This window comes from Alkalimonas cellulosilytica (genome assembly GCF_036325985.1).
GTDB lineage: Bacteria > Pseudomonadota > Gammaproteobacteria > Enterobacterales > Alteromonadaceae > Alkalimonas > Alkalimonas cellulosilytica.
On the sequence record NZ_JAUHLI010000006.1, the window covers coordinates 16,501 to 34,669 of the forward strand.

Annotated in this window: 19 protein-coding genes and 1 pseudogene; 13 read left to right on the top strand and 7 right to left on the bottom strand. The window is 52.1% G+C overall.

The features are described from left to right. Positions 1–24 precede the first annotated feature (24 nt). Together pseC and pseB are read right to left on the bottom strand one after the other, a co-directional pair. On the bottom strand, positions 25–1,170 hold the full coding sequence (gene pseC, locus QWY20_RS07045) for a UDP-4-amino-4,6-dideoxy-N-acetyl-beta-L-altrosamine transaminase (protein ID WP_330128313.1): 1,146 nt from the start codon (positions 1,168–1,170) through the stop codon (positions 25–27). After that, positions 1,167–2,168 carry a UDP-N-acetylglucosamine 4,6-dehydratase (inverting) gene (pseB, locus tag QWY20_RS07050; protein ID WP_330089122.1) on the bottom strand — a complete coding sequence of 334 codons (1,002 nt, stop codon included), beginning with the start codon at positions 2,166–2,168 and terminating at the stop codon, positions 1,167–1,169. The genes pseC and pseB overlap by 4 nt, the downstream gene beginning before the upstream one ends. Positions 2,169–2,343: 175 nt before the next feature. Between pseB and QWY20_RS07055 the strand changes: the two genes are divergently transcribed. From QWY20_RS07055 to QWY20_RS07070, 4 genes are all read left to right on the top strand, one after another. Further along, a complete protein-coding gene (locus tag QWY20_RS07055) occupies positions 2,344–3,135 on the top strand; it encodes a flagellin (protein ID WP_330128314.1) in 792 nt (263 codons plus the stop codon). A gap of 133 nt (positions 3,136–3,268) precedes the next feature. After that, on the top strand, positions 3,269–4,714 hold the full coding sequence (locus tag QWY20_RS07060; RefSeq protein WP_330128315.1) for a sigma-54 dependent transcriptional regulator: 1,446 nt from the start codon (positions 3,269–3,271) through the stop codon (positions 4,712–4,714). 140 nt (positions 4,715–4,854) lie between these two features. After that, positions 4,855–5,952, top strand: a complete 1,098-nt coding sequence (locus tag QWY20_RS07065) for a sensor histidine kinase (protein ID WP_330128316.1) — start codon at positions 4,855–4,857, stop codon at positions 5,950–5,952. Continuing rightward, entirely contained in the window at positions 5,939–7,276 is a 1,338-nt protein-coding gene (locus tag QWY20_RS07070; RefSeq protein WP_330128317.1) for a sigma-54-dependent transcriptional regulator, read from the top strand. Before QWY20_RS07065 ends, QWY20_RS07070 begins: the two co-directional genes overlap by 14 nt. 32 nt (positions 7,277–7,308) lie before the next feature. On the opposite strand, the gene QWY20_RS07075 is transcribed toward QWY20_RS07070, so the two are convergent. Then, the gene (locus tag QWY20_RS07075) at positions 7,309–8,547 is read right to left on the bottom strand and encodes a dicarboxylate/amino acid:cation symporter (protein ID WP_330128318.1); all 1,239 of its coding nucleotides are present in this window, start codon (positions 8,545–8,547) and stop codon (positions 7,309–7,311) included. Between the two features lie 386 nt (positions 8,548–8,933). Here QWY20_RS07075 and QWY20_RS07080 point away from each other — a divergent pair, with 386 nt between their 5' ends. The 6 genes and pseudogenes from QWY20_RS07080 to QWY20_RS07105 all read left to right on the top strand — a co-directional run bounded on the left by QWY20_RS07080 (position 8,934) and on the right by QWY20_RS07105 (position 13,565). Further along, positions 8,934–10,175 (top strand): efflux RND transporter periplasmic adaptor subunit, encoded by a 1,242-nt coding sequence (locus QWY20_RS07080; RefSeq protein WP_330128319.1) that lies wholly within the window; start codon positions 8,934–8,936, stop codon positions 10,173–10,175. Positions 10,176–10,226: 51 nt separating this feature from the next. Then, positions 10,227–10,565, top strand: coding sequence for a hypothetical protein (locus QWY20_RS07085; protein WP_330128320.1), 339 nt, complete (start codon positions 10,227–10,229; stop codon positions 10,563–10,565). A 296-nt stretch (positions 10,566–10,861) separates the two neighbouring features. After that, positions 10,862–12,018, top strand: a pseudogene (locus QWY20_RS07090) (peptidase domain-containing ABC transporter); the annotation flags it as partial. Positions 12,019–12,117: 99 nt separating this feature from the next. Continuing rightward, positions 12,118–12,900 carry an ATP-binding cassette domain-containing protein gene (locus QWY20_RS07095; protein ID WP_330128501.1) on the top strand — a complete coding sequence of 261 codons (783 nt, stop codon included), beginning with the start codon at positions 12,118–12,120 and terminating at the stop codon, positions 12,898–12,900. 183 nt (positions 12,901–13,083) lie between these two features. Then, positions 13,084–13,269 carry a hypothetical protein gene (locus tag QWY20_RS07100; protein WP_330128321.1) on the top strand — a complete coding sequence of 62 codons (186 nt, stop codon included), beginning with the start codon at positions 13,084–13,086 and terminating at the stop codon, positions 13,267–13,269. After that, a complete protein-coding gene (locus QWY20_RS07105; RefSeq protein ID WP_330128322.1) occupies positions 13,263–13,565 on the top strand; it encodes a type II toxin-antitoxin system RelE/ParE family toxin in 303 nt (100 codons plus the stop codon). The genes QWY20_RS07100 and QWY20_RS07105 overlap by 7 nt, the downstream gene beginning before the upstream one ends. A 21-nt stretch (positions 13,566–13,586) precedes the next feature. Here QWY20_RS07105 and queC read toward each other — a convergent pair whose 3' ends face one another. Then, a complete protein-coding gene (gene queC, locus QWY20_RS07110; RefSeq protein ID WP_330128323.1) occupies positions 13,587–14,243 on the bottom strand; it encodes a 7-cyano-7-deazaguanine synthase QueC in 657 nt (218 codons plus the stop codon). A gap of 87 nt (positions 14,244–14,330) precedes the next feature. On the opposite strand from queC, the gene queE reads away from it, so the two are divergent. Both queE and QWY20_RS07120 read left to right on the top strand, forming a co-directional pair. Further along, complete coding sequence (queE, locus tag QWY20_RS07115) at positions 14,331–14,996, top strand: 7-carboxy-7-deazaguanine synthase QueE (protein ID WP_330128324.1); 666 nt, start codon at positions 14,331–14,333, stop codon at positions 14,994–14,996. Positions 14,997–15,006: 10 nt separating this feature from the next. Then, the gene (locus QWY20_RS07120; protein WP_330128325.1) at positions 15,007–15,411 is read left to right on the top strand and encodes a nuclear transport factor 2 family protein; all 405 of its coding nucleotides are present in this window, start codon (positions 15,007–15,009) and stop codon (positions 15,409–15,411) included. Here QWY20_RS07120 and QWY20_RS07125 read toward each other — a convergent pair. Both QWY20_RS07125 and gloA read right to left on the bottom strand, forming a co-directional pair. Continuing rightward, positions 15,392–15,976 (bottom strand): LON peptidase substrate-binding domain-containing protein, encoded by a 585-nt coding sequence (locus QWY20_RS07125; RefSeq protein WP_330128326.1) that lies wholly within the window; start codon positions 15,974–15,976, stop codon positions 15,392–15,394. The two genes, QWY20_RS07120 and QWY20_RS07125, sit on opposite strands and share 20 nt — an antisense overlap. Positions 15,977–16,037: 61 nt before the next feature. After that, on the bottom strand, positions 16,038–16,430 hold the full coding sequence (gene gloA / locus QWY20_RS07130; protein WP_330128327.1) for a lactoylglutathione lyase: 393 nt from the start codon (positions 16,428–16,430) through the stop codon (positions 16,038–16,040). 168 nt (positions 16,431–16,598) lie between these two features. Here gloA and QWY20_RS07135 point away from each other — a divergent pair, with 168 nt between their 5' ends. Then, on the top strand, positions 16,599–17,540 hold the full coding sequence (locus tag QWY20_RS07135; protein ID WP_330128328.1) for a YihY/virulence factor BrkB family protein: 942 nt from the start codon (positions 16,599–16,601) through the stop codon (positions 17,538–17,540). Here the strand turns inward: QWY20_RS07135 and nth are convergent. After that, positions 17,537–18,169, bottom strand: coding sequence for an endonuclease III (gene nth, locus QWY20_RS07140; RefSeq protein ID WP_330128329.1), 633 nt, complete (start codon positions 18,167–18,169; stop codon positions 17,537–17,539). The two genes, QWY20_RS07135 and nth, sit on opposite strands and share 4 nt — an antisense overlap.

Sequence of the window (18,169 nt, forward strand, 5' to 3'; positions counted from 1 at the left end):
CCCCAACAGGGGCGAAGGTGATCGTTATAACCATGCGCTCAGCTGCTCACGGATAAAGTCTTGCTGTTGCTCGGTCAGCTCAGGGTAGAGCGGCAGGCTGATAATACGCTCGTAAAAATCCTCAGCGATTGGAAAGTCTCCCCAATCAAAACCAAGTTGCTGATAGTATGGTTGGGTATGGATAGGAATATAATGCACATTCACACCAATACCTGCTTGGCGCAAACCTTCAAAGACGGCTTTGCGTTTGGCTTTATCGTGTAGCCGGATAATAAACAAATGATAGCTGCTTAAGATGTTCTCTGGTTGAGCAGGGCAATCGAGTGGTAAGCCAGCTAATAATTGCTGATAACGTCGGGCCAAGTGCTGACGTCGCGCAATGATGTTTGCTAAACGAGTACTTTGACTAAGCCCCAATGCGGCCTGTAAGTCGGTCATGCGGTAGTTGTAGCCCAGTTGCAGCTGTTGGTAGTACCAGGGACCATGAGCTGGCTCGGTCATTTGACTTTCTTCGCGCGTAATGCCATGGCTGCGCAGCAGTTGCATTTGTTGGGCAAGCTCCGGCTGATTGGTTAGCGCCATACCGCCTTCGGCAGTGGTAATGATTTTGACCGGATGAAAGCTAAATACGGTAATATCGCTGTACTGACAACAGCCTACCGCCTGGCCCAGGTACTGGCCGCCAACAGCGTGGGAGGCATCTTCGATAATCCGAAAATCAAATTCAGCACTCAGGTGACGCAGTTGCTGCATATCGCAGCTTAAGCCTGCAAGATGCACGGCAATCACCACATTCGGCAGGGCATCTTTGGCTCTGGCCTGTTCCAGTTTCGTGCGCAGTGCCTGAATACATACATTGCCGGTTTCAGCTTCAACATCAACAAAATCAATCTGAGCGCCACAGTAGCGCGCTGCATTGGCCGAAGCCACAAAGCTGATAGGGGAAGTCCAGACCCGGCTGGCAGAATTGACACCCAAAGCAAGGCATGCCAGATGCAGCGCAGAGGTGGCACTGTTCATGGCAATAGCATGGCTGGCACCGGTTAAGCTGCACAGGCGCTGTTCAAAGGCAGGTACAGCAGGCCCCTGAGTTAGATAATCGCTTTGCAGCACTTGCAAAACGGCGTCAATATCGGCCTGGTTGATGTGCTGTCGACCATAGGGGATCATTGCATGGCTTCCAGATTAAATTGCAGGATTTCCTCCGGGCTTAAAAAATGCGGATTGGTACTGGATGCGTATTCAAAGCCGGGCTCTACCAAAGTACCCTGTTCATTCAATGCATTCACATCAAAGCTATTTTTCCGGTTAAAAAAGCGAATGGAGGGTGCAATGACAAAGTGATCGGAAAATTCGTAAGTATGGTAGGAGTTTTCACCGGGGCACATCACTTCATGCAGCTTCTCGCCAGGACGGATACCCACTTCTTTGATGGGCATGCTTGGTGCCATGGCTTTGGCTAAATCCATAATGCGAATGGATGGGATCTTAGGTACGAAAATTTCGCCACCCAGCATGCGCTCAAAGTTTTTCAGCACAAAATCAACCCCTTGTTGCAGGGTTATCCAGAATCGGGTCATTTCCACATGCGTAACTGGCAGGTGATCGTGGCTTTTCTCTATCAAATTCTGGAAAAAGGGCACCACAGAGCCGCGTGAGCCAACCACATTGCCATAGCGCACCACCGAAAAACGCGGTCGGCTGCCGCCAGCGATGTTATTACCAGCAACAAAGAGTTTATCCGATGCCAGTTTGGTAGCGCCATAGAGGTTCACCGGGTTGGCGGCTTTATCGGTGGAAAGAGCAATCACTTTTTCGACATTGGCATCAATAGCGGCATTGATCACATTTTCAGCCCCATTGATGTTGGTTTTAATGCATTCCATTGGGTTGTATTCCGCAGCAGGCACTTGTTTTAGTGCTGCGGCATGAATGACGAAATCTACTCCACGCATGGCTCGTAATAAGCGCTCGGCATCCCGTACATCACCAATAAAATAGCGCATACAGTCTTGATGAAAAACCTGCTGCATCTCGTACTGCTTTAGCTCATCGCGCGAATAGATGATGATTTTTTTTGGCTTGTAGCGAGCCAGTAAGGTCTGGGTATATTTGTGACCAAAAGAGCCGGTACCACCGGTGATTAGGATTGTTTTGCCATCAAACATGGAGTGAACCTCTGCTGTGTCACACTTAACTGCTTGAACATAGCATAAATTGTGCCGATAGCGCAGGGGATTTAAAACTCTCTGGTTGCAAAGTAGCCAGGCAGATAGGCAAAGTTCGCGTTTTTAGTGCGTTCTGGCTATAATTTAACCATTACAGCGTTGCGAGGTCATGCGGATGAAAGTCGGTACTAATAACTCCATTTTGAATCAAACCATTGCGCAACAGGACAACCTGTTCAAAAAATTGGCGACAGCAAGGCGTATCAACAGTGCAGCTGATGATGCGGCAGGTTTGCAAATTGCCAATCAGTTGACTTCAAGCATCAATGCCCGTGAACAGGCTTCGCGCAATGTGTACGATGGTATTTCGTTAGCGCGGGTGTACGATCAAGGCCTGCAAGCGATTGAAGAAAACTTGCAGGACTTAAATACGCTGGCGATTCAGGCTGGTAATGGCATTTATGGTGCCAGTGAGCGTCAGGCCTTGCAGCAGCAGGCAGATCAGTTGTTGGGTAATATTCAGCAGGTGATCGATAACACCGAGTTTGCAGGTAAAGGGCTGTTTAATCAAAGTGGTGAAGTAACCTTTGGTACCGGCGATAGCAGCCTGAGCTTAAGTACGGAAGACGTCGCAGCTGCGCTTACTACCAGCAATTTGTTTGATTTCGATTTGACGGATCCATCGCAATTAACTGCTTCGCTTGGCAGCGTTGAGCAATCACTGCAACAGCTGGGGGCTTTACGGGCAGATACCGGTGCCACCATCAATGCCTTTGAAGCAGCGGCTAGTGTCATTGATCGTCAGCGCCTTGGTGAGGCTGAAGCGCGAAGCCGGATTGAAGATCTGGATTACGCCAAAGCCGTAAGTGAGCAAGTTGCTGGCAATATTTTGCTGCAGTCCAGCATCAGTGTGGCAGCACAGGGGCGGGTGCAACAGGAGCAGGCATTGCGTATTTTGGGTGGTTAACTTTACCGGCCTGAGCAACCGTTGGTTAGCGCTGGGAAATTGACAGAACGTCAAATTTCCAGCGCTTTTTATTTGGCAAGCCAAAGCGGCTTCGCTACAATGGGAGCATAACCAGAACAACGATTGAGTGACTATGCGCGCCACCCCCAAGCTTTACCTCGTCGATGGCAATATCCCACGCCAACAGCGCCTTAGTGCTATTCTCGATTTTGTGCTGGAACCACATCAGATTATTGACTTTGCCGAGTTATTGGCTTGCTTACAGCAACCCGAGCCTGCCGTGGTGCTGCTTGGTCAGTTGGATGAGGCACCACAAGCCCTGATCGAACAGTTTCCAGCCACCGCCTTTTTAGTGCTGGATGGTACTCAGGATGCGTTGCTGCAGTTTGGCAATGTGGTGGCGCTTTTAACCGAACCCTTTCGTTACGACAGCCTGACTCAATCGCTCCGAGATTGTCAGGAATATCATCGGTTGTTACCGGGGCAGCAACGGCTGGATCAGGCTGCGCGTTTGGTCGATATGGTGGGATCGGCCGAGCCGATGCAGCAGCTACGCTTTTTAATCCAGCAAGTGGCGCCGACTGAGGCCAATGTGATGATTTTGGGCGACTCCGGTACAGGTAAAGAAGTGGTGGCGCGCAACATTCATTTGCTTTCCCGCCGGGCGGATGGCCCCTTTGTGCCGATTAATTGCGGGGCTATTCCTGCTGAACTGCTGGAGAGTGAGCTGTTTGGCCATGAAAAAGGCGCTTTTACCGGTGCTTTCTCTACCCGCAAAGGCCGCTTCGAGCTGGCTCAGGGCGGTACCTTGTTTCTGGATGAAATTGGCGATATGCCTTTGCCGATGCAGGTGAAATTGCTGCGGGTATTGCAGGAGCGTATTTATGAGCGGGTGGGGGGCAACCAGCCGATCAAAGCAGATGTTCGAATTATTGCTGCGACCCACCGTAACTTAGAGCAAATGATTGCGGATGGCCGCTTTCGTGAAGACTTATTTTACCGGCTGAATGTATTTCCGATTGAAACCCCGGCGCTTTCTGCGCGCACCGAAGATCTGCCGCAGCTTTGTCAGGAACTGATCCAGCGGCAGCATCAGGCCGGTCATGCCCGGGTAAAGTTTACCGAGCGGGCGATGGAGAGCCTGAAATTGCATGCCTGGCCGGGCAATGTGCGCGAGCTGGCCAATCTGGTAGAGCGCATGGCCATCATGTATCCGAATCAGGTGGTGGATGTGGCCGAACTGCCGCAGCGTTACCAGCATCTGGAAGTAGACAGCTATGTGCCGGATTACCCGGAGTCGCTGCAAGAGCGGGATCTGCTGAATGAGCTGTTTCAAAGCGATGATGACGATGGCATCCTGAGCGACACGGCAGACAGCGACGTTTTTCAGAGCGATCCGCAGTTGCCGCAAACCGGCATCGACCTGAAAGAGCATTTAGCGGAGCTGGAAATCCAGTTTATTACTCAGGCACTGGAGCGGCATGATTTTGTGGTAGCGCGCGCTGCCGATATGCTGGGCCTGCGTCGCACCACTCTGGTGGAGAAAATGCGCAAGTACAACCTGGCGAAAGACGACTAAAACCAACCGCTGCGTCAGAATCCTGACGCAGCATTTTCCTAATGTTTAATCCTATCCTATTGTTTATAAATAAATTATTTATGGCACGCTCTCTGCATGGTTCCCCTTAGAGAACCTGATATGCTCCGTAGAGGTGTGACATGCATACCGCCAGAACCTTGTTTGAGTTGGAATCGACCTCTGATGTGGTGACCGATTTCAGCCGATACCTGAAACCAGCCGCAGCCGCCAGCGATCGCATGCAGCACCTGGTGACCATGTTGCCAGTCGGAGTGGTGGTGTTGGATGAACGCGGCTATGTGGCTGATGCCAATCCAATGGCGTTGGATATGCTGGGCGAGCCACTCAAAGGTCAGCGCTGGCTGGATGTCATTACCCGTTCATTCCGGCCTCGCAGTGACGATGGCATGGAGGTCTCCTTATACAATGGTCGCCGGGTGAAGCTGGCAATCAGTGCCCTTAGCCCGGAGCCAGGTCAGTTGATTGTGCTGACCGATCTAACCGAAACCCGTCAGTTGCAAAGCCGGTTGGCGCATATGCAACGTTTGTCCACCCTGGGTAAGATGATGGCTACGCTGGCGCACCAAATCCGTACACCGCTGTCGTCGGCCATGCTCTATGCCGAGAATCTGACCAACCAACGCCTGAACGAGGATGCCAAGTCGGTGTTTCAGCAAAAACTGGTGGCCCGCTTGCAGGATTTAGAGCAACAGGTCAATGACATGCTGCTGTTTGCCCGCTCTGGCAATGAAGCCAGTGTCAGCTGCATATCGGTTGAGGCTTTATTGCAGGAAGTGCGGGCGGGCATTGAAGCGCAGCTATCAGCTGCTAACGCCTCCTTGAAGGTTGAGCTTAGCGCGCCACAACTGCAGCTTTGGGCCAATCAGAGCAGCCTGGCTGGCGCCATGCAAAACCTGTTGCACAACAGTCTGGAAATCATCGGTCAGGGCGCAGAGCTAAGCATCCGCTGCCAGCAGCAGGGAGAGTGGCTGTTGCTGGATGTTTGTGACAATGGTCCTGGCGTGCCGGAGCATTTGCAGCAGCAAATTTTTGAACCTTTCTTTACCACCCGCAGCCAGGGCACTGGTCTTGGTTTGGCGGTGGTACAGGCAGTCGCCAATGCCCACAAGGGCCAGGTCAGTTACCTGCCGCAAAGCCATGGAGCCTGTTTCCGTTTGCAGCTGCCATTGCACCATACCGAATTCAACACGCAGGAGAATGCCCATGACGCCCACTAAAATCATGGTGGTAGAAGATGATGCCGGCTTGCGTGAGGCGCTGGTAGATACCTTAAGCCTGGCAAGCTACCAGGTGGTTGCCGCCGACAGTGCTGAACAAGCTCTGCTGCAACTAAAGCAGCAAAGCATTAAACTGATTATCAGCGATGTGCAAATGGCGGGCATTAGCGGCCTGGAGCTGTTGGCGACAGTACGCCAGCAGTACCCGCATATTCCGATGCTGATTATGACCGCTTATGCCAACGTCAACGATGCGGTGCAGGCCATGCGCCATGGTGCGGTAGATTACTTATCCAAGCCTTTTTCACCGGAAGTGCTGGTCAATATGGTCAGCCGTTATGTGCCGGCTGAGCAGCTGGCTGGTATTGAGCCCATTGTCGCTGCCGAGCAAAGCAAGCAGCTGGTGCGTTTGGCGGCCAAAGTGGCTAAATCCGATGCCAGTGTGATGGTGACCGGTCCCAGTGGTTCCGGTAAAGAAGTATTGGCGCAATACATTCACCAGCAATCCCCCCGTGCCGATGGCCCCTTTATTGCGATCAATTGCGCGGCCATTCCGGAAAACATGCTGGAGTCGACCCTGTTCGGTTACGAAAAGGGCGCTTTTACCGGGGCGGTGCAGGCTTGTCCGGGTAAGTTCGAGCAAGCCCAGCAGGGCACCATTTTGCTGGATGAAATCACCGAAATGGATTTAAACCTGCAAGCCAAGTTGCTGCGGGTGTTGCAGGAGCGCGAAGTTGAACGCCTGGGCAGCCGTAAAACCATCAAGCTGGATGTACGGGTGCTGGCCACCAGCAACCGCGATTTAAAAGAAGCAGTGCAGCAAGGCCGCTTTCGCGAGGACTTGTACTACCGGCTGAATGTGTTCCCCCTGAACTGGCCGGCACTGTCCGAGCGGCCGGAAGATATTCTGCCACTGGCCGAGCACCTGATGGAGCGGCATTGTCAGCGTGATGGCATGGCTATCCCACAACTTGACGGTAGTGCCATTCAAAAGCTGCTGCAACACAGCTGGCCGGGCAATGTGCGTGAGCTCGATAACGTGATGCAGCGGGCGCTGATTATTCACAGTGATGGCGTGATTAGCGCTGAAGATATCTACATTGAAGAATTGAGTGTGCCTGCCATGGCCGTGACCGATGCGGATGCCGATGTTAGTCAGTTTAAGCAGGAAATCCACGAGCAGGAGCATCGCCTGATCCTGGCGACGATGCGGGCGTGTGATAATAAACGCAAAGATGTGGCGGAGCGCCTGGGGATCAGTGACCGCACCTTGCGCTACAAGTTGGCGCGGATGCGTGAAGCCGGTATTCAGCTACCGGCTTAAGATGAAAAAAGCACTGTCAGTGCTAGCTTGCGCTAGCTGGCACTGGCTGGCACTGGCTCGATGTCTTCTGACTCAATCAAACCTTCAGAATGCGCGACCACCCGGGCCACCATAGTATCCCCGGTCACGTTGGTGGCGGTGCGCATCATATCAATAATGCGATCCACCGCGGCAATAAAGGCAATCCCTTCCAGTGGCAAACCGACCACACTCAAGGTCACCGTCAGCATCACCATGGCACTGCCGGGCACGCCAGCAGTCCCCAGCGAGGCCAGGGTCGCCGTGATGGCAATCAGCAGGTAGCTGGTCGCATCCAGTGGAATGCCATACAAGTGGGCTATAAAAATCGCGGCAATAGCCGGGTAAATGCCGCCACAGCCATCCATATTGATGGTGGCGCCAAGCGGCAGCACAAAGCTGGCGTAATTTTTCGAGACTTTCAGATCCTCGGTCACCACTTTATGGGTGACCGGCAGGGTACCAAAGCTGCTGGCACTGCTAAAGGCCACCAGCTGGGCCGGTAAAATGGCTTTGAAAAACGCCAGTGGCGACATGCCACCAAACAAGCGCACCATGCCGCCGTAAGTAAAGAGGATATGGATAAAGCAGGCAATGTAAATCGCCAGGATAAACTTGCCCAGCGGCAGCAAGGTTTCCAGGCCAAAGCTACCGACCACCCAGGCCATCAGGCCCAGCACACCAATCGGCGTCAGTTGCAGCACCATGCGGGTGATTTGGTACATGATCTCGGCACCGGCTTCCATCACTTTGCGCATCGGCTCGGCTTTTTCACCCACCACATTGATGGCAATGCCCACCAACACGGCAAACACAATAATCTGCAGCACATTGCCACTGGCCAGCGCCGCCACCGGGTTGGTTGGGATCAGGTTGGTCAGCACGGTCGCCACTGGCGGAATATCGCGCTCACGTACTTCGGTGGTGGTCAGCTCAGTGATGGTACTAAAGTCCATCAAGCTACCCACAGTTAAGCCAATCAGGCTGGCTATCATGGCGGTAAGCAAAAACAGACCAACGGTTTTAAGCGCCAGTCGCTTCATTTTTAAGGTATCACCCAAGGAGGTGATGCTGGTGATCAGGGCAAAAAATACCAAAGGCACCACCAGCATGCGGATGGCATTAATAAACAGCGTACCAAGTGGCTGCAGCACAGTGGCTTTTTCGCCAAACACCACACCCAGGCCAATACCCAGCAACATAGCGCCCAGCACACGCTGCCAGAACGGAATACGGAACCAAAAAGCAAGCATTGAAGAGTTGCTCCAAAAAAAGAAGGCTGTAAAGCGGCCAGTCTAATAGCAGGGCAGAGGCCTGTCCAGAATCCTTGGTTATATGACAGAACACATGTCACAGAACAGGGCTGAAATTGACGCGCTCTGTTTTTAGTCACGTAGTATCAGTTTGAAGGAGATCGATTTAGCCCTTAACTACGTTGCAGCGGAGCTTCGCCCTGTAACGACTTGAAACCAACGACGATGCACTACGAATTGTATATTGTGAAGTTACCTTGTGTGCAAAATATGTTTTGGATAGGGATGTTGTCCTTTTTGTACAATGAGTTGACCGTTTTGGATAAGTATTAGGTTCACCTGTTCCTTATTGTTCATCCATTCAATGGATTGGGGAAGCTTTACCTATGGATTTGTTTCGTTCCAATGCGGTCAGGCAGCAGGCCGCCAAACTGGATGGCGATGTCATTATTGCCCAGCCGCTCAGCAGTAGTGTGTTAACCATGGCTTTGTTGCTGTTGGTTGCCATTTTGATCACATTCCTGGCACTGTCTTCCTTTCACCGCAAAGAAACCGTCACCGGTTATTTAAAGCCGGATTTAGGCCTGGCTAAAGTCAGCAGCCCACGCCCTGGCATTGTCAACCAACTGTTTGTTGAGGACGGCCAGCAGGTCGAGGCCGGTTCACCGCTGGCGCTTATTCATATCCCCGAGCATCTGGCCGATGGCCTGTCGCTCAGCAAAAGTTTGTTTCAGGGCTTAGTGCAGCAAACTGAGTTACTAAGCTTACGCCAGCAGCAACTGGGCCAGCAATTTACCCAGCAAGAAACCGAATTAAACAGCCGTTTGCTGTTAAGCCAGAGCATGCTGCAAGAGCTAAAAGGCCAGCAGCAGTTGCAACATGAGCGGCTGGCACTGCAGCAAAGCCGTTTTCAGAACTATCAACAATTGCAGCAGCAAGGCGCTATCTCTGAGCTGGAGCTTCAACAACAAGCCGAGCTGATTTTAGGCATTCGCCAGCAACTGGCCGAGTTAAGCGCCAGTGCCCAGCAACAGCAGGCCAGCATTGAACAACTGCAGGGACAACTGGCACGGCTGCCGGTCGAACAAGCGCAGCAGCTGGCGCTGCTCGATACCGACCGCTCACGATTGGCGCAACAAAAAGTAGAGCTGGATGCGCGCGGTCAGCTATTAATTACCGCACCGATTTCTGGCCGGGTGACCAATCTGGTGGCCGATATCGGCACCAGCTTAACCAGCCAATTGCCGTTTTTAACCATATTGCCGGAAAATGCCGAGCTTAGAGCGGTATTGCTGGTGCCTACCCGGGCCTATGGTTTTGTGCAGCCAGGCCAGCATACCCGCATTCGATTTGATGCCTTTCCGTACCAGCGTTTTGGTTTGTACGACGGGGAAGTAATTCGCACAGCGCAGGCCATCGTGCTTCCGGGGGAAGTCGATATGCCTGTCGCTGTGCAGGAGCCAGTCTACCGGGTAGAGGTAGCGCTGGCGGCGCAAGAGATCCGCGCTTACGGCAACAGCGTCCCGCTGCAATCGGGCATGCTGCTAAGCGCAGATATCGTGCTGGAACAACGCAGCCTTATAAGCTGGTTGTTTGAGCCGATTTTAAGCCTGAAAGGGCGATTGTAACGCTCAATTAAGAGCAAATTGACAACTTAAAATGTCTCAAGGAGAGATACTATGCAAGAATTGAAATTTGAGCAAGTGGAAGATGTGAGTGGTGGTTATTTATCAGGACCATTCGAGCGTCATTTTGAACAGGAGAATCCTCACCAAGATACAAGTGGTATTGGTGGAGTAACAGTTGCATCCGGAACAATGGGGCTTTCAAATTTTGGTGGCGCTGCTGTTGTTGGTAGAGTTTTAGGCACAGGGCCAGGGCTGGTTGTAGCTGGCTTGGGGCAAGTTGTTAACTTTGCATTTAATTTAACCCAAGAAGGACGGGATGGAATGAGAGTTCAAAATCACCCTGCGACCCGGCATCTATATGATGCGGATGGAAAAAGAATAAAGGACTAACTATTTATAACAAAAGCCCGCATCTAGCTGTTGTGGGCTTAAGGAAGATAACATGAATAAGAATTCAAAATTTGCGCTTGAAATGCTGCTAATTTTGCTTGTTGGCGGGCCTCTTATTTTTATACTTAAAATATTCATTGGGAACTATATTATAAATGTGTATTTGAGGGAGCTTGTGTTTTTCATTTTTGTGGTTACCTGCTTAATGTTTTATTGGAGCGCAAGAAAACCCTTAAAGAAAAACAATGATGATCCTCCAAACCGAAGCCGCTGAATGCGGCCTTGCCTGCATGGCGATGGTGGCCAACCACCATGGCTATCAAATCGATTTGACCACCTTGCGCAGCCGGTATGCGGTGTCGCTGAAGGGTGCCACCATGCAGCAGTTGATGCGACTGGCAGAGCAGCTGGATATGACGGGCGGGCGCTCAAACTTGAGTTGGATGAGCTGGCTAAACTAAAAACTCCCTGTATTTTGCACTGGGAAATGAACCACTTTGTGGTGCTAAAGAAAGTGCACCGCAATGGCATTACCATTTTAGATCCTGCCATGGGCGAGCGCCGTCTGACCATGGCGGAGGTGGATAAAGCCTTTACTGGGGTGGCGCTGGAACTCACTCCCGGCAATGAGTTTAAGAAAATCGATGAGCGGGTGCAGCTTAGTTTAACCTCGTTCTGGAGCAGTATTCAGGGGTTAGTGCCCTCTCTGGTCAAGCTGTTTGTATTGTCCTTGCTATTGCAGTTTTTTGTACTGGCGTCGCCTTATTACACCCAATTGGTGGTGGATGAAGTGCTGGTGAGCAATGACCGGCCCTTATTGCTGGTGCTGGCGATAGGCTTTTCTTTGTTGATGGTGATGCAAGTCAGCATTCAGGTGCTGCGCAGCTGGATTGCACTGCATTTAGGTACCCATCTGAATATGCAGATGGTCACCAATTTATTCCGCCATTTGCTGCATTTGCCGGTGTCATTTTTTGAAAAACGGCATATGGGCGATATTACCTCGCGCTTTTCATCCTTGGGCTCGATCCAGCAAATTCTTACCTCCAGCCTGATTGAGGGTATTTTGGATGGTCTGATGATAGTGTTGGTGCTGGTAATGATGTTGTTGTACAGCCCAATGCTCAGTTTGGTGGTGTTTGCCGTTGTCATTTTATACGCCTTGCTGCGCTGGGCTTTTTATTGGCCGATGCGCCAGCTCACTGAAGAAAGCATTGTCACCTCGGCCAAAGAAAGCAGTGTCTTTATGGAAACCATTCGAGGCATTCAAAGTTTAAAGCTGTTTGGCCAGCAAAATGAGCGTTTAAACCTGTGGCAAAACCGCCATGCTGAATCGGTGAATAAAGGCTATCGTTTGGCCAAATGGGGCATAGGGGCAGGTACTGCCAATCAGCTGCTGTTTGGCATTGAAGGCATTGTCATTCTTTACTTAGGCGCACTGGGGGTGATGAATGGCGATATGACCATCGGTATGCTATTTGCCTTTATGGCTTACAAGGGCCAGTTTACCGGCCGGGCTGCTTCGCTGATATCCTTGGTGGTGGAAATCAAAATGCTGAAACTGCACTTAAATCGCCTGGCCGATATAGCCCTAACCGACAAAGAAGACGAAGGGCTGAATCAGCCCAACCGTGCTATCAGCGGCCAGCTGAAACTAACCAATATCCGTTTTCGCTACGCCGATAACGAGCCGTTGCTGTTTAACGACCTGTGCATCGATATTCCGGCTGGCGCCAATATCGCCATTATTGGCCCATCTGGTAGCGGCAAAACCACGCTGATGAAGTTGATGCTGGGTTTATTGCCCGCTGAAAGCGGTAAGGTAGAAGTCGATGGCATTGAAATTAAACAGCTGGGCCTGCGCAATTATCGCAGCCAGATTGCGGCGGTGATGCAGGACGACCAGCTGATGTCCGGCACTTTGGCTGAGAACATCAGCTTTTTTGACCCACAACTGGATATGCAGCGGGTTTATCAAGCCGTACAATTGGCCGGTATTCACCAGGATATCAGCGCGATGCAAATGGGCTACAACTCTCTGGTCGGCGATATGGGCAGTGCACTGTCCGGCGGTCAGAAACAGCGCTTGTTGCTGGCAAGGGCCTTGTACCGCCAGCCTAAAATTCTGCTGCTGGATGAAGCCACCAGTCATCTGGATGTGGCGCTAGAGCATTACGTCAACCAAGCCATTCAGCAGCTTAGTATGACCCGGATTGTGATTGCCCACCGGCCAGAAACCATCCTAAGCGCAGAGCAGATTTATCAGCTGGCCGGCGGCCAGTTGCAGGATGTAACCGAGGCGTATAAAGCACAATTTGGTAAGGCAGCTGGGTAGTGCGCTGCGGGTGTTATTGCTTTTCACATCCTGCGCACTTAGACTTTAGTTAAGGCTCTGCTGCTAGGCAGCTACGCTGGTTATTACTCCAGAACAGTACGATCTTCAATGCTGTCGTTATTCAGGTAATCGCAAAAAAGATTGTATTGTCATCGGGCCAGGTCAATCGTAGGAGATAGGCAAATGCAACCTCATACCATTAAACAAGAAGCGCTTGACGCCATCCAGCAATTGCCGGATGACGCCAGCACCGAACAGATTATGTATCGGCTTTATGTGTTGGAAAATATTCGGCGAGGGCAGCAAGATGCAGCCAAAGGCGATAGCCAGGCTGCAGAAGAGCTGCTGAAAGACATTCAAACATGGTGAAGTGGACGGCTCACGCTAAGGCCCAACTTCGTCATATTCACGACTATATCGCCCAAGATTCGCCGCTTTACGCCAAACGTGTCAGTGAGGCAATGGTGCAGAAAACCATGGGGCTCGATGAGCTACCCCGCAAGGGGCACAAAGTACCAGAATTAAACGAAGACGCTGTGCGGGAGCTGGGGCTGTACTCTTACCGGATTGTTTACGAAATAAAACCGGATCAACTGATCGAAGTTCTGGCCGTGATTCATAAACGAAGGCATTTAATGCCAGAGGAAATTCCCCGGCTTGAATAACGAGAAAGTCGTAATAGCCTTTTATTCGTAGTGAAGCGGATCTTCTGCTTTATTCAGCGCAAAGGCTTCCAGCCGCTCCTGGCAGGCGCCGCATTTGCCGCAGGCGTGTTCGCGGCCGTTGTAGCAGGTCCAGGTTTTGCTGTAATCCAGCCCCATCGCCAGGCCATCGCGCAGAATCTCGATTTTGGACTCGTGCAGGTAAGGGCTGACGATATCGATCGGATCGTAGTTGGCGATTTGGCAGACCGCGTTCATCTTTTCGACGAACTCTGGCCGGCAATCCGGATAGATAAAGTGATCGCCCGAGTGGGCACCGTAATACACCGCTTTGGCTTTGATCGAGTCGGCATAGCCCACCGCCAGTGAAATCAAGATCATATTGCGGTTGGGTACGATGGTCGATTTCATGGTCTCGGCTTCGTAGTGGCCTTCCGGTACTTCGATGTTGTCGGTGAGCGATGAGCCGGCCAGCAGCTGATTGATGGCTGAAATATCCACCACCTTGTGGTTGATACCCAGCTCCCGACAGACCTGAGCGGCGCATTCCAGCTCTTTGACATGGCGCTGACCATAATTGAACGACAGCGCATACACCTCGTGGCCATCGGCGATGGCTTTGTGCAGTACGGTGTACGAGTCCATCCCACCGGAGTAAATGACAACAACTTTTTGCGGCATGATGAGGGCGCTCCCGTTATAATGACCAATTGAAAAGCCGGGCATTATACTTCAAATCGGCTGGCGGCTAAAGCGTAAGGCGTTGTTGTGTACAAAGTGAATGAACTATTTGAAACCATCCAGGGCGAGGGCAGCTACACCGGTTGCCCGGCTATTTTTATCCGGCTGCAGGGCTGCCCGGTAGGTTGCAGCTGGTGCGATACCAAACATACCTGGACAGTGGATCCGGAGCAGCACATCCCGGTGCAGGATGTGCTGGCTAAAACCACCGATACCGAAGGCTGGTGCAGCCTGAGTGCCGAAGCGGTGCTGGCAGAGTTTCAGCGTCAGGGCTACCGGGCTCGTCATGTGGTGATCACCGGTGGTGAGCCTTGCCTGTACGATTTAAACCCGCTGTGCGAGCTGCTGCATCAGCAGGGCTACAGCACCCAGATTGAAACCAGTGGTACTTTTGAGGTGCTGGCGCCAAGCGAGACTTGGGTCACAGTATCGCCCAAGGTCAATATGAAGGGGGGGTATGAGGTGCTGGACTCAGCACTGCTGCGGGCCAATGAAATCAAGCATCCGGTCGCACGTGAGCGCGATATTGAAGAGCTGCAGCAATTGTTGCAGCGCGTACCTGCTTCGGGTAGGCTAGTCTACCTGCAGCCGATCAGTCAAAAAGCCAAGGCAACCCGGTTGGCGATTGAGCAATGCAAACAACATAACTGGCGCCTGAGTGTGCAGGTACATAAGTATTTAGGGATTAATTAAGGACGAATCGATGAGACAGGCTGTTGAACAATTCTTTCAGGATTATGCCGATGCGTACTCCAGTTTCGATGTGGACAAAGTCACCCAGTTGTTCTCCTTGCCTTGTTTGTTTTTAACCGATGATAGCAAGCTGATGATGGCTGAGATCAGCAGTCTTGAGAAAACCATCCGCCATCAGTTTAATTTGTACCGTAGCCTGGGCGTGGCTCAGGTGAAAAACCGGGTGCAGCATTTGGTGCGCTTATCCGATTCGATGGTATTCGCCAGTTTGTACTGGTACTTTTGCGACGCCAATGGCAAGGTGCTGCAAAACTGCCATACGTCTTATACCTTGCAGCGCAGCGGTGAACACTGGCGGCTGGTGGCGGTGATGATTGATGACGAGCGCTTTGCCCTTAAATCGATTCAGCCTTAAGGCAACGCTGTAAATAATGCAGGCAAGCCTCTGGTGAGGCCTGCTCGGCCAAATGCTCTTTCAACAGCGGCGGCAACGGCAGCAGCTCCAGCCAGCGCGCCGCCAGCCAGCTGGCATCAGTGGTTCGTTGCTCCGGATAGAGGTTGGCCAATTCCGGCTCACGACTTAATAGTTGACGAAAGCTTTGTTGCAGCTCCTGCTGTGGTTGGCTAAGTGGTTGTGGTGGCCAGAAAGAGACTACTTTTGTGTCTGCCACATGCAACTTATCGGCTTCCTGCCAGCGCTTTTCAATATGCACCCGCTCCAGCCCTAACACTTCAATCCCCAGCAATCCATCCTCAAGAACATCAAAATCGGTGACCTGTACCCTGGTGGCAAAAGGAAAGATCCGATCAGGGTGCGTTTGGCTGACCAAAGGATTCAGCAAAGCCATCGCAAAAGGCCGCTTGCCGGCGGTGGCCTCTTTCACCAGCCGCACATAGCGTGGCTCAAACACCCGCAGCCGTGTTTTGCCTTCCGGCAACAGCAAACAATTCAGCGGAAACAGGGCTAGTTGCTCTGACATCATTATTCCACACCACAATGAACACATCTGTGATGCTATACGGGCTGCTGTCTCTGCTGGATTAGCGTTGGCTTTTTTTCTGGATCAATTCTATGGCGTAGCCATCCGGATCTTTGACAAAGGCAATTTCGGTTTTGCCACCTTTGACCGGGCCTGGTTCACGACTGATCACACCACCTCGGCTGCGAATGTCATCGCAGGCCTGGTACACATCGTCCACCTCCAGTGCTATATGGCCATAGGCGCTGCCCAGATCGTAACTGTCCACGCCCCAGTTGTAGGTCAGCTCCAGCACGGCGTGTTCGGACTCCGGGCCATAGCCGACAAAAGCCAGGGTATACTTGTACTCGGTATTCTCGGACTGGCGTAGCAGCTGCATGCCCAGCACCTGGGTGTAAAACTCAATGGAACGCTCCAGGTTGCCAACCCGCAGCATGGTATGCAACAAACGCATGGTACTCTCCTGTTCGGTGCTGTTATGAATCACTGATGATAGCACAGCCATTCAGTAGTCAGTCTGACATTGCTGCTTGTTTGTGAAGCAGAAGTGCTTTAGGTTAAAGGTTTGCTGGCAGGGAAAACAACAAAAGTCAGCTGTTTTGGATGCGGAGGTATTGCAACGATGGTTTCCAGCTTGTACTCCAGGCTTCCTGCTGCTGTGCGGCATTGGTTCAGTATTTTGGGCGGCGCAACCCGTAACTGGCTGGACAGTCAGGCCTTTATCTATGCAGCGGCGCTGGCGTTTTTTACCGTCTTTTCGATTGCGCCCATTCTGGTGGTGGTGGTGGCGCTGGTTGGTTTTTTTCTGGGCCAGAGTGTGGTTGAAGGGCAACTGTTTGAGCAGTTGGAAGGAACCCTTGGCCCGGAAGCGGCGGGGGTGGTACAAACCGCGGTGACCAATTCGCAGATTGACCAAAGTGGTATTGGGCCAGCGCTAATTGGCATTGTGGCCACCATCATTGGTGCTACTACGGTGTTTGCGCAGATGCAGCAGTCGCTGAATCAAATTTGGGATGTGGCGCCTCGCCCGAATCGCAACAACCTGTGGGGGTATATCAAAAGCCGCTTACTCTCCATGACCATCATCCTGGCCATTGGTTTTATTCTGATGGTGTCCTTGCTGTTGTCGGTGGCACTACGCAGCATTATGGTGTTCGCGGAGGAGTGGATGCCGGTGCCCGGCTGGGCTATGGTGGGTATGGAGGTGGGCCTGTCCCTGCTGGTGATTACTTTGTTGTTTGCTGCCATGTTCAAGATTTTGCCGGATGTTCTATTGTCCTGGCGCGATGTGCTGCTGGGCGCTTTTATCACCGCGATTCTGTTCACCCTGGGCCGCTCACTGATTGCTATCTATCTGGCACACACGGCGACGGCATCGGCCTACGGTGCTGCCGGCTCTTTGGCGCTGCTGCTGCTCTGGGTCAACTATACATCGATGATCCTGCTATTTGGCGCCTCCTTTACCCGGGCGCATTTGGAGGGCCGGGGCCTGCCCATCCGCCCCAAGAGTATGGCGGTGTGTGTGCACCGGGAATTGATTGAAGAGGGGCCGCAAAGCGGCTAGTCGGTTTTTTCTTTAAACTCGCACAAGTCTTCGATAATGCAGGAGCCGCACTTTGGTTTTCTGGCGACGCAGGTGTAGCGGCCGTGCAAAATCAACCAGTGGTGCACATCCAGCTTAAATTCGGCTGGCACCACTTTTAGCAGCTTTTGCTCGACGGCATCGACATTTTTTCCCGGCGCTAATTTGGTGCGGTTGCTGACGCGGAAAATATGGGTATCGACCGCGATGGTCGGCCAGCGAAAGGCGGTGTTCAGCACCACATTGACGGTTTTACGGCCGACACCGGGCAAGGCCTCCAGCGCTTCTCGGTTCTCCGGTACTTCGCCACCATGCTGCTCGACCAAAATGCGGCAGGTCTTAATGACGTTTTCGGCCTTGGTGTTAAACAGGCCAATGGTTTTGATGTAATGCTTGACCCCATCCACGCCCAAATCCAGCATGGCCTGCGGTGAGCGGGCGACCGGGAACAAATGCCGGGTGGCTTTATTGACGCCGACATCGGTGGCCTGGGCTGATAACAGTACGGCAATCAGCAGCTCAAAGGGCGAGCTGTATTCCAGCTCGGTGGTCGGCTCGGGGTTGGCAGCCCTCAGCCGCGACAGTATTTCAATGCGTTTTTGTTTATTCAT

Coding starts and splice junctions, on each gene's coding strand:
- QWY20_RS07065 (WP_330128316.1), top strand. CDS start 4,855: ATGCATACCGCCAGAACCTTGTTTGAGTTGGAATCGACCTCTGATGTG.
- QWY20_RS07125 (WP_330128326.1), bottom strand. CDS start 15,976: ATGTCAGAGCAACTAGCCCTGTTTCCGCTGAATTGTTTGCTGTTGCCG.
- gloA (WP_330128327.1), bottom strand. CDS start 16,430: ATGCGTTTGTTGCATACCATGCTGCGGGTTGGCAACCTGGAGCGTTCC.
- QWY20_RS07095 (WP_330128501.1), top strand. CDS start 12,118: ATGCTGAAACTGCACTTAAATCGCCTGGCCGATATAGCCCTAACCGAC.
- QWY20_RS07080 (WP_330128319.1), top strand. CDS start 8,934: ATGGATTTGTTTCGTTCCAATGCGGTCAGGCAGCAGGCCGCCAAACTG.
- QWY20_RS07055 (WP_330128314.1), top strand. CDS start 2,344: ATGAAAGTCGGTACTAATAACTCCATTTTGAATCAAACCATTGCGCAA.
- pseB (WP_330089122.1), bottom strand. CDS start 2,168: ATGTTTGATGGCAAAACAATCCTAATCACCGGTGGTACCGGCTCTTTT.
- QWY20_RS07060 (WP_330128315.1), top strand. CDS start 3,269: ATGCGCGCCACCCCCAAGCTTTACCTCGTCGATGGCAATATCCCACGC.
- QWY20_RS07085 (WP_330128320.1), top strand. CDS start 10,227: ATGCAAGAATTGAAATTTGAGCAAGTGGAAGATGTGAGTGGTGGTTAT.
- queC (WP_330128323.1), bottom strand. CDS start 14,243: ATGCCGCAAAAAGTTGTTGTCATTTACTCCGGTGGGATGGACTCGTAC.
- pseC (WP_330128313.1), bottom strand. CDS start 1,170: ATGATCCCCTATGGTCGACAGCACATCAACCAGGCCGATATTGACGCC.
- QWY20_RS07070 (WP_330128317.1), top strand. CDS start 5,939: ATGACGCCCACTAAAATCATGGTGGTAGAAGATGATGCCGGCTTGCGT.
- QWY20_RS07075 (WP_330128318.1), bottom strand. CDS start 8,547: ATGCTTGCTTTTTGGTTCCGTATTCCGTTCTGGCAGCGTGTGCTGGGC.
- nth (WP_330128329.1), bottom strand. CDS start 18,169: ATGAATAAACAAAAACGCATTGAAATACTGTCGCGGCTGAGGGCTGCC.
- QWY20_RS07120 (WP_330128325.1), top strand. CDS start 15,007: ATGAGACAGGCTGTTGAACAATTCTTTCAGGATTATGCCGATGCGTAC.
- QWY20_RS07105 (WP_330128322.1), top strand. CDS start 13,263: ATGGTGAAGTGGACGGCTCACGCTAAGGCCCAACTTCGTCATATTCAC.
- QWY20_RS07135 (WP_330128328.1), top strand. CDS start 16,599: ATGGTTTCCAGCTTGTACTCCAGGCTTCCTGCTGCTGTGCGGCATTGG.
- QWY20_RS07100 (WP_330128321.1), top strand. CDS start 13,084: ATGCAACCTCATACCATTAAACAAGAAGCGCTTGACGCCATCCAGCAA.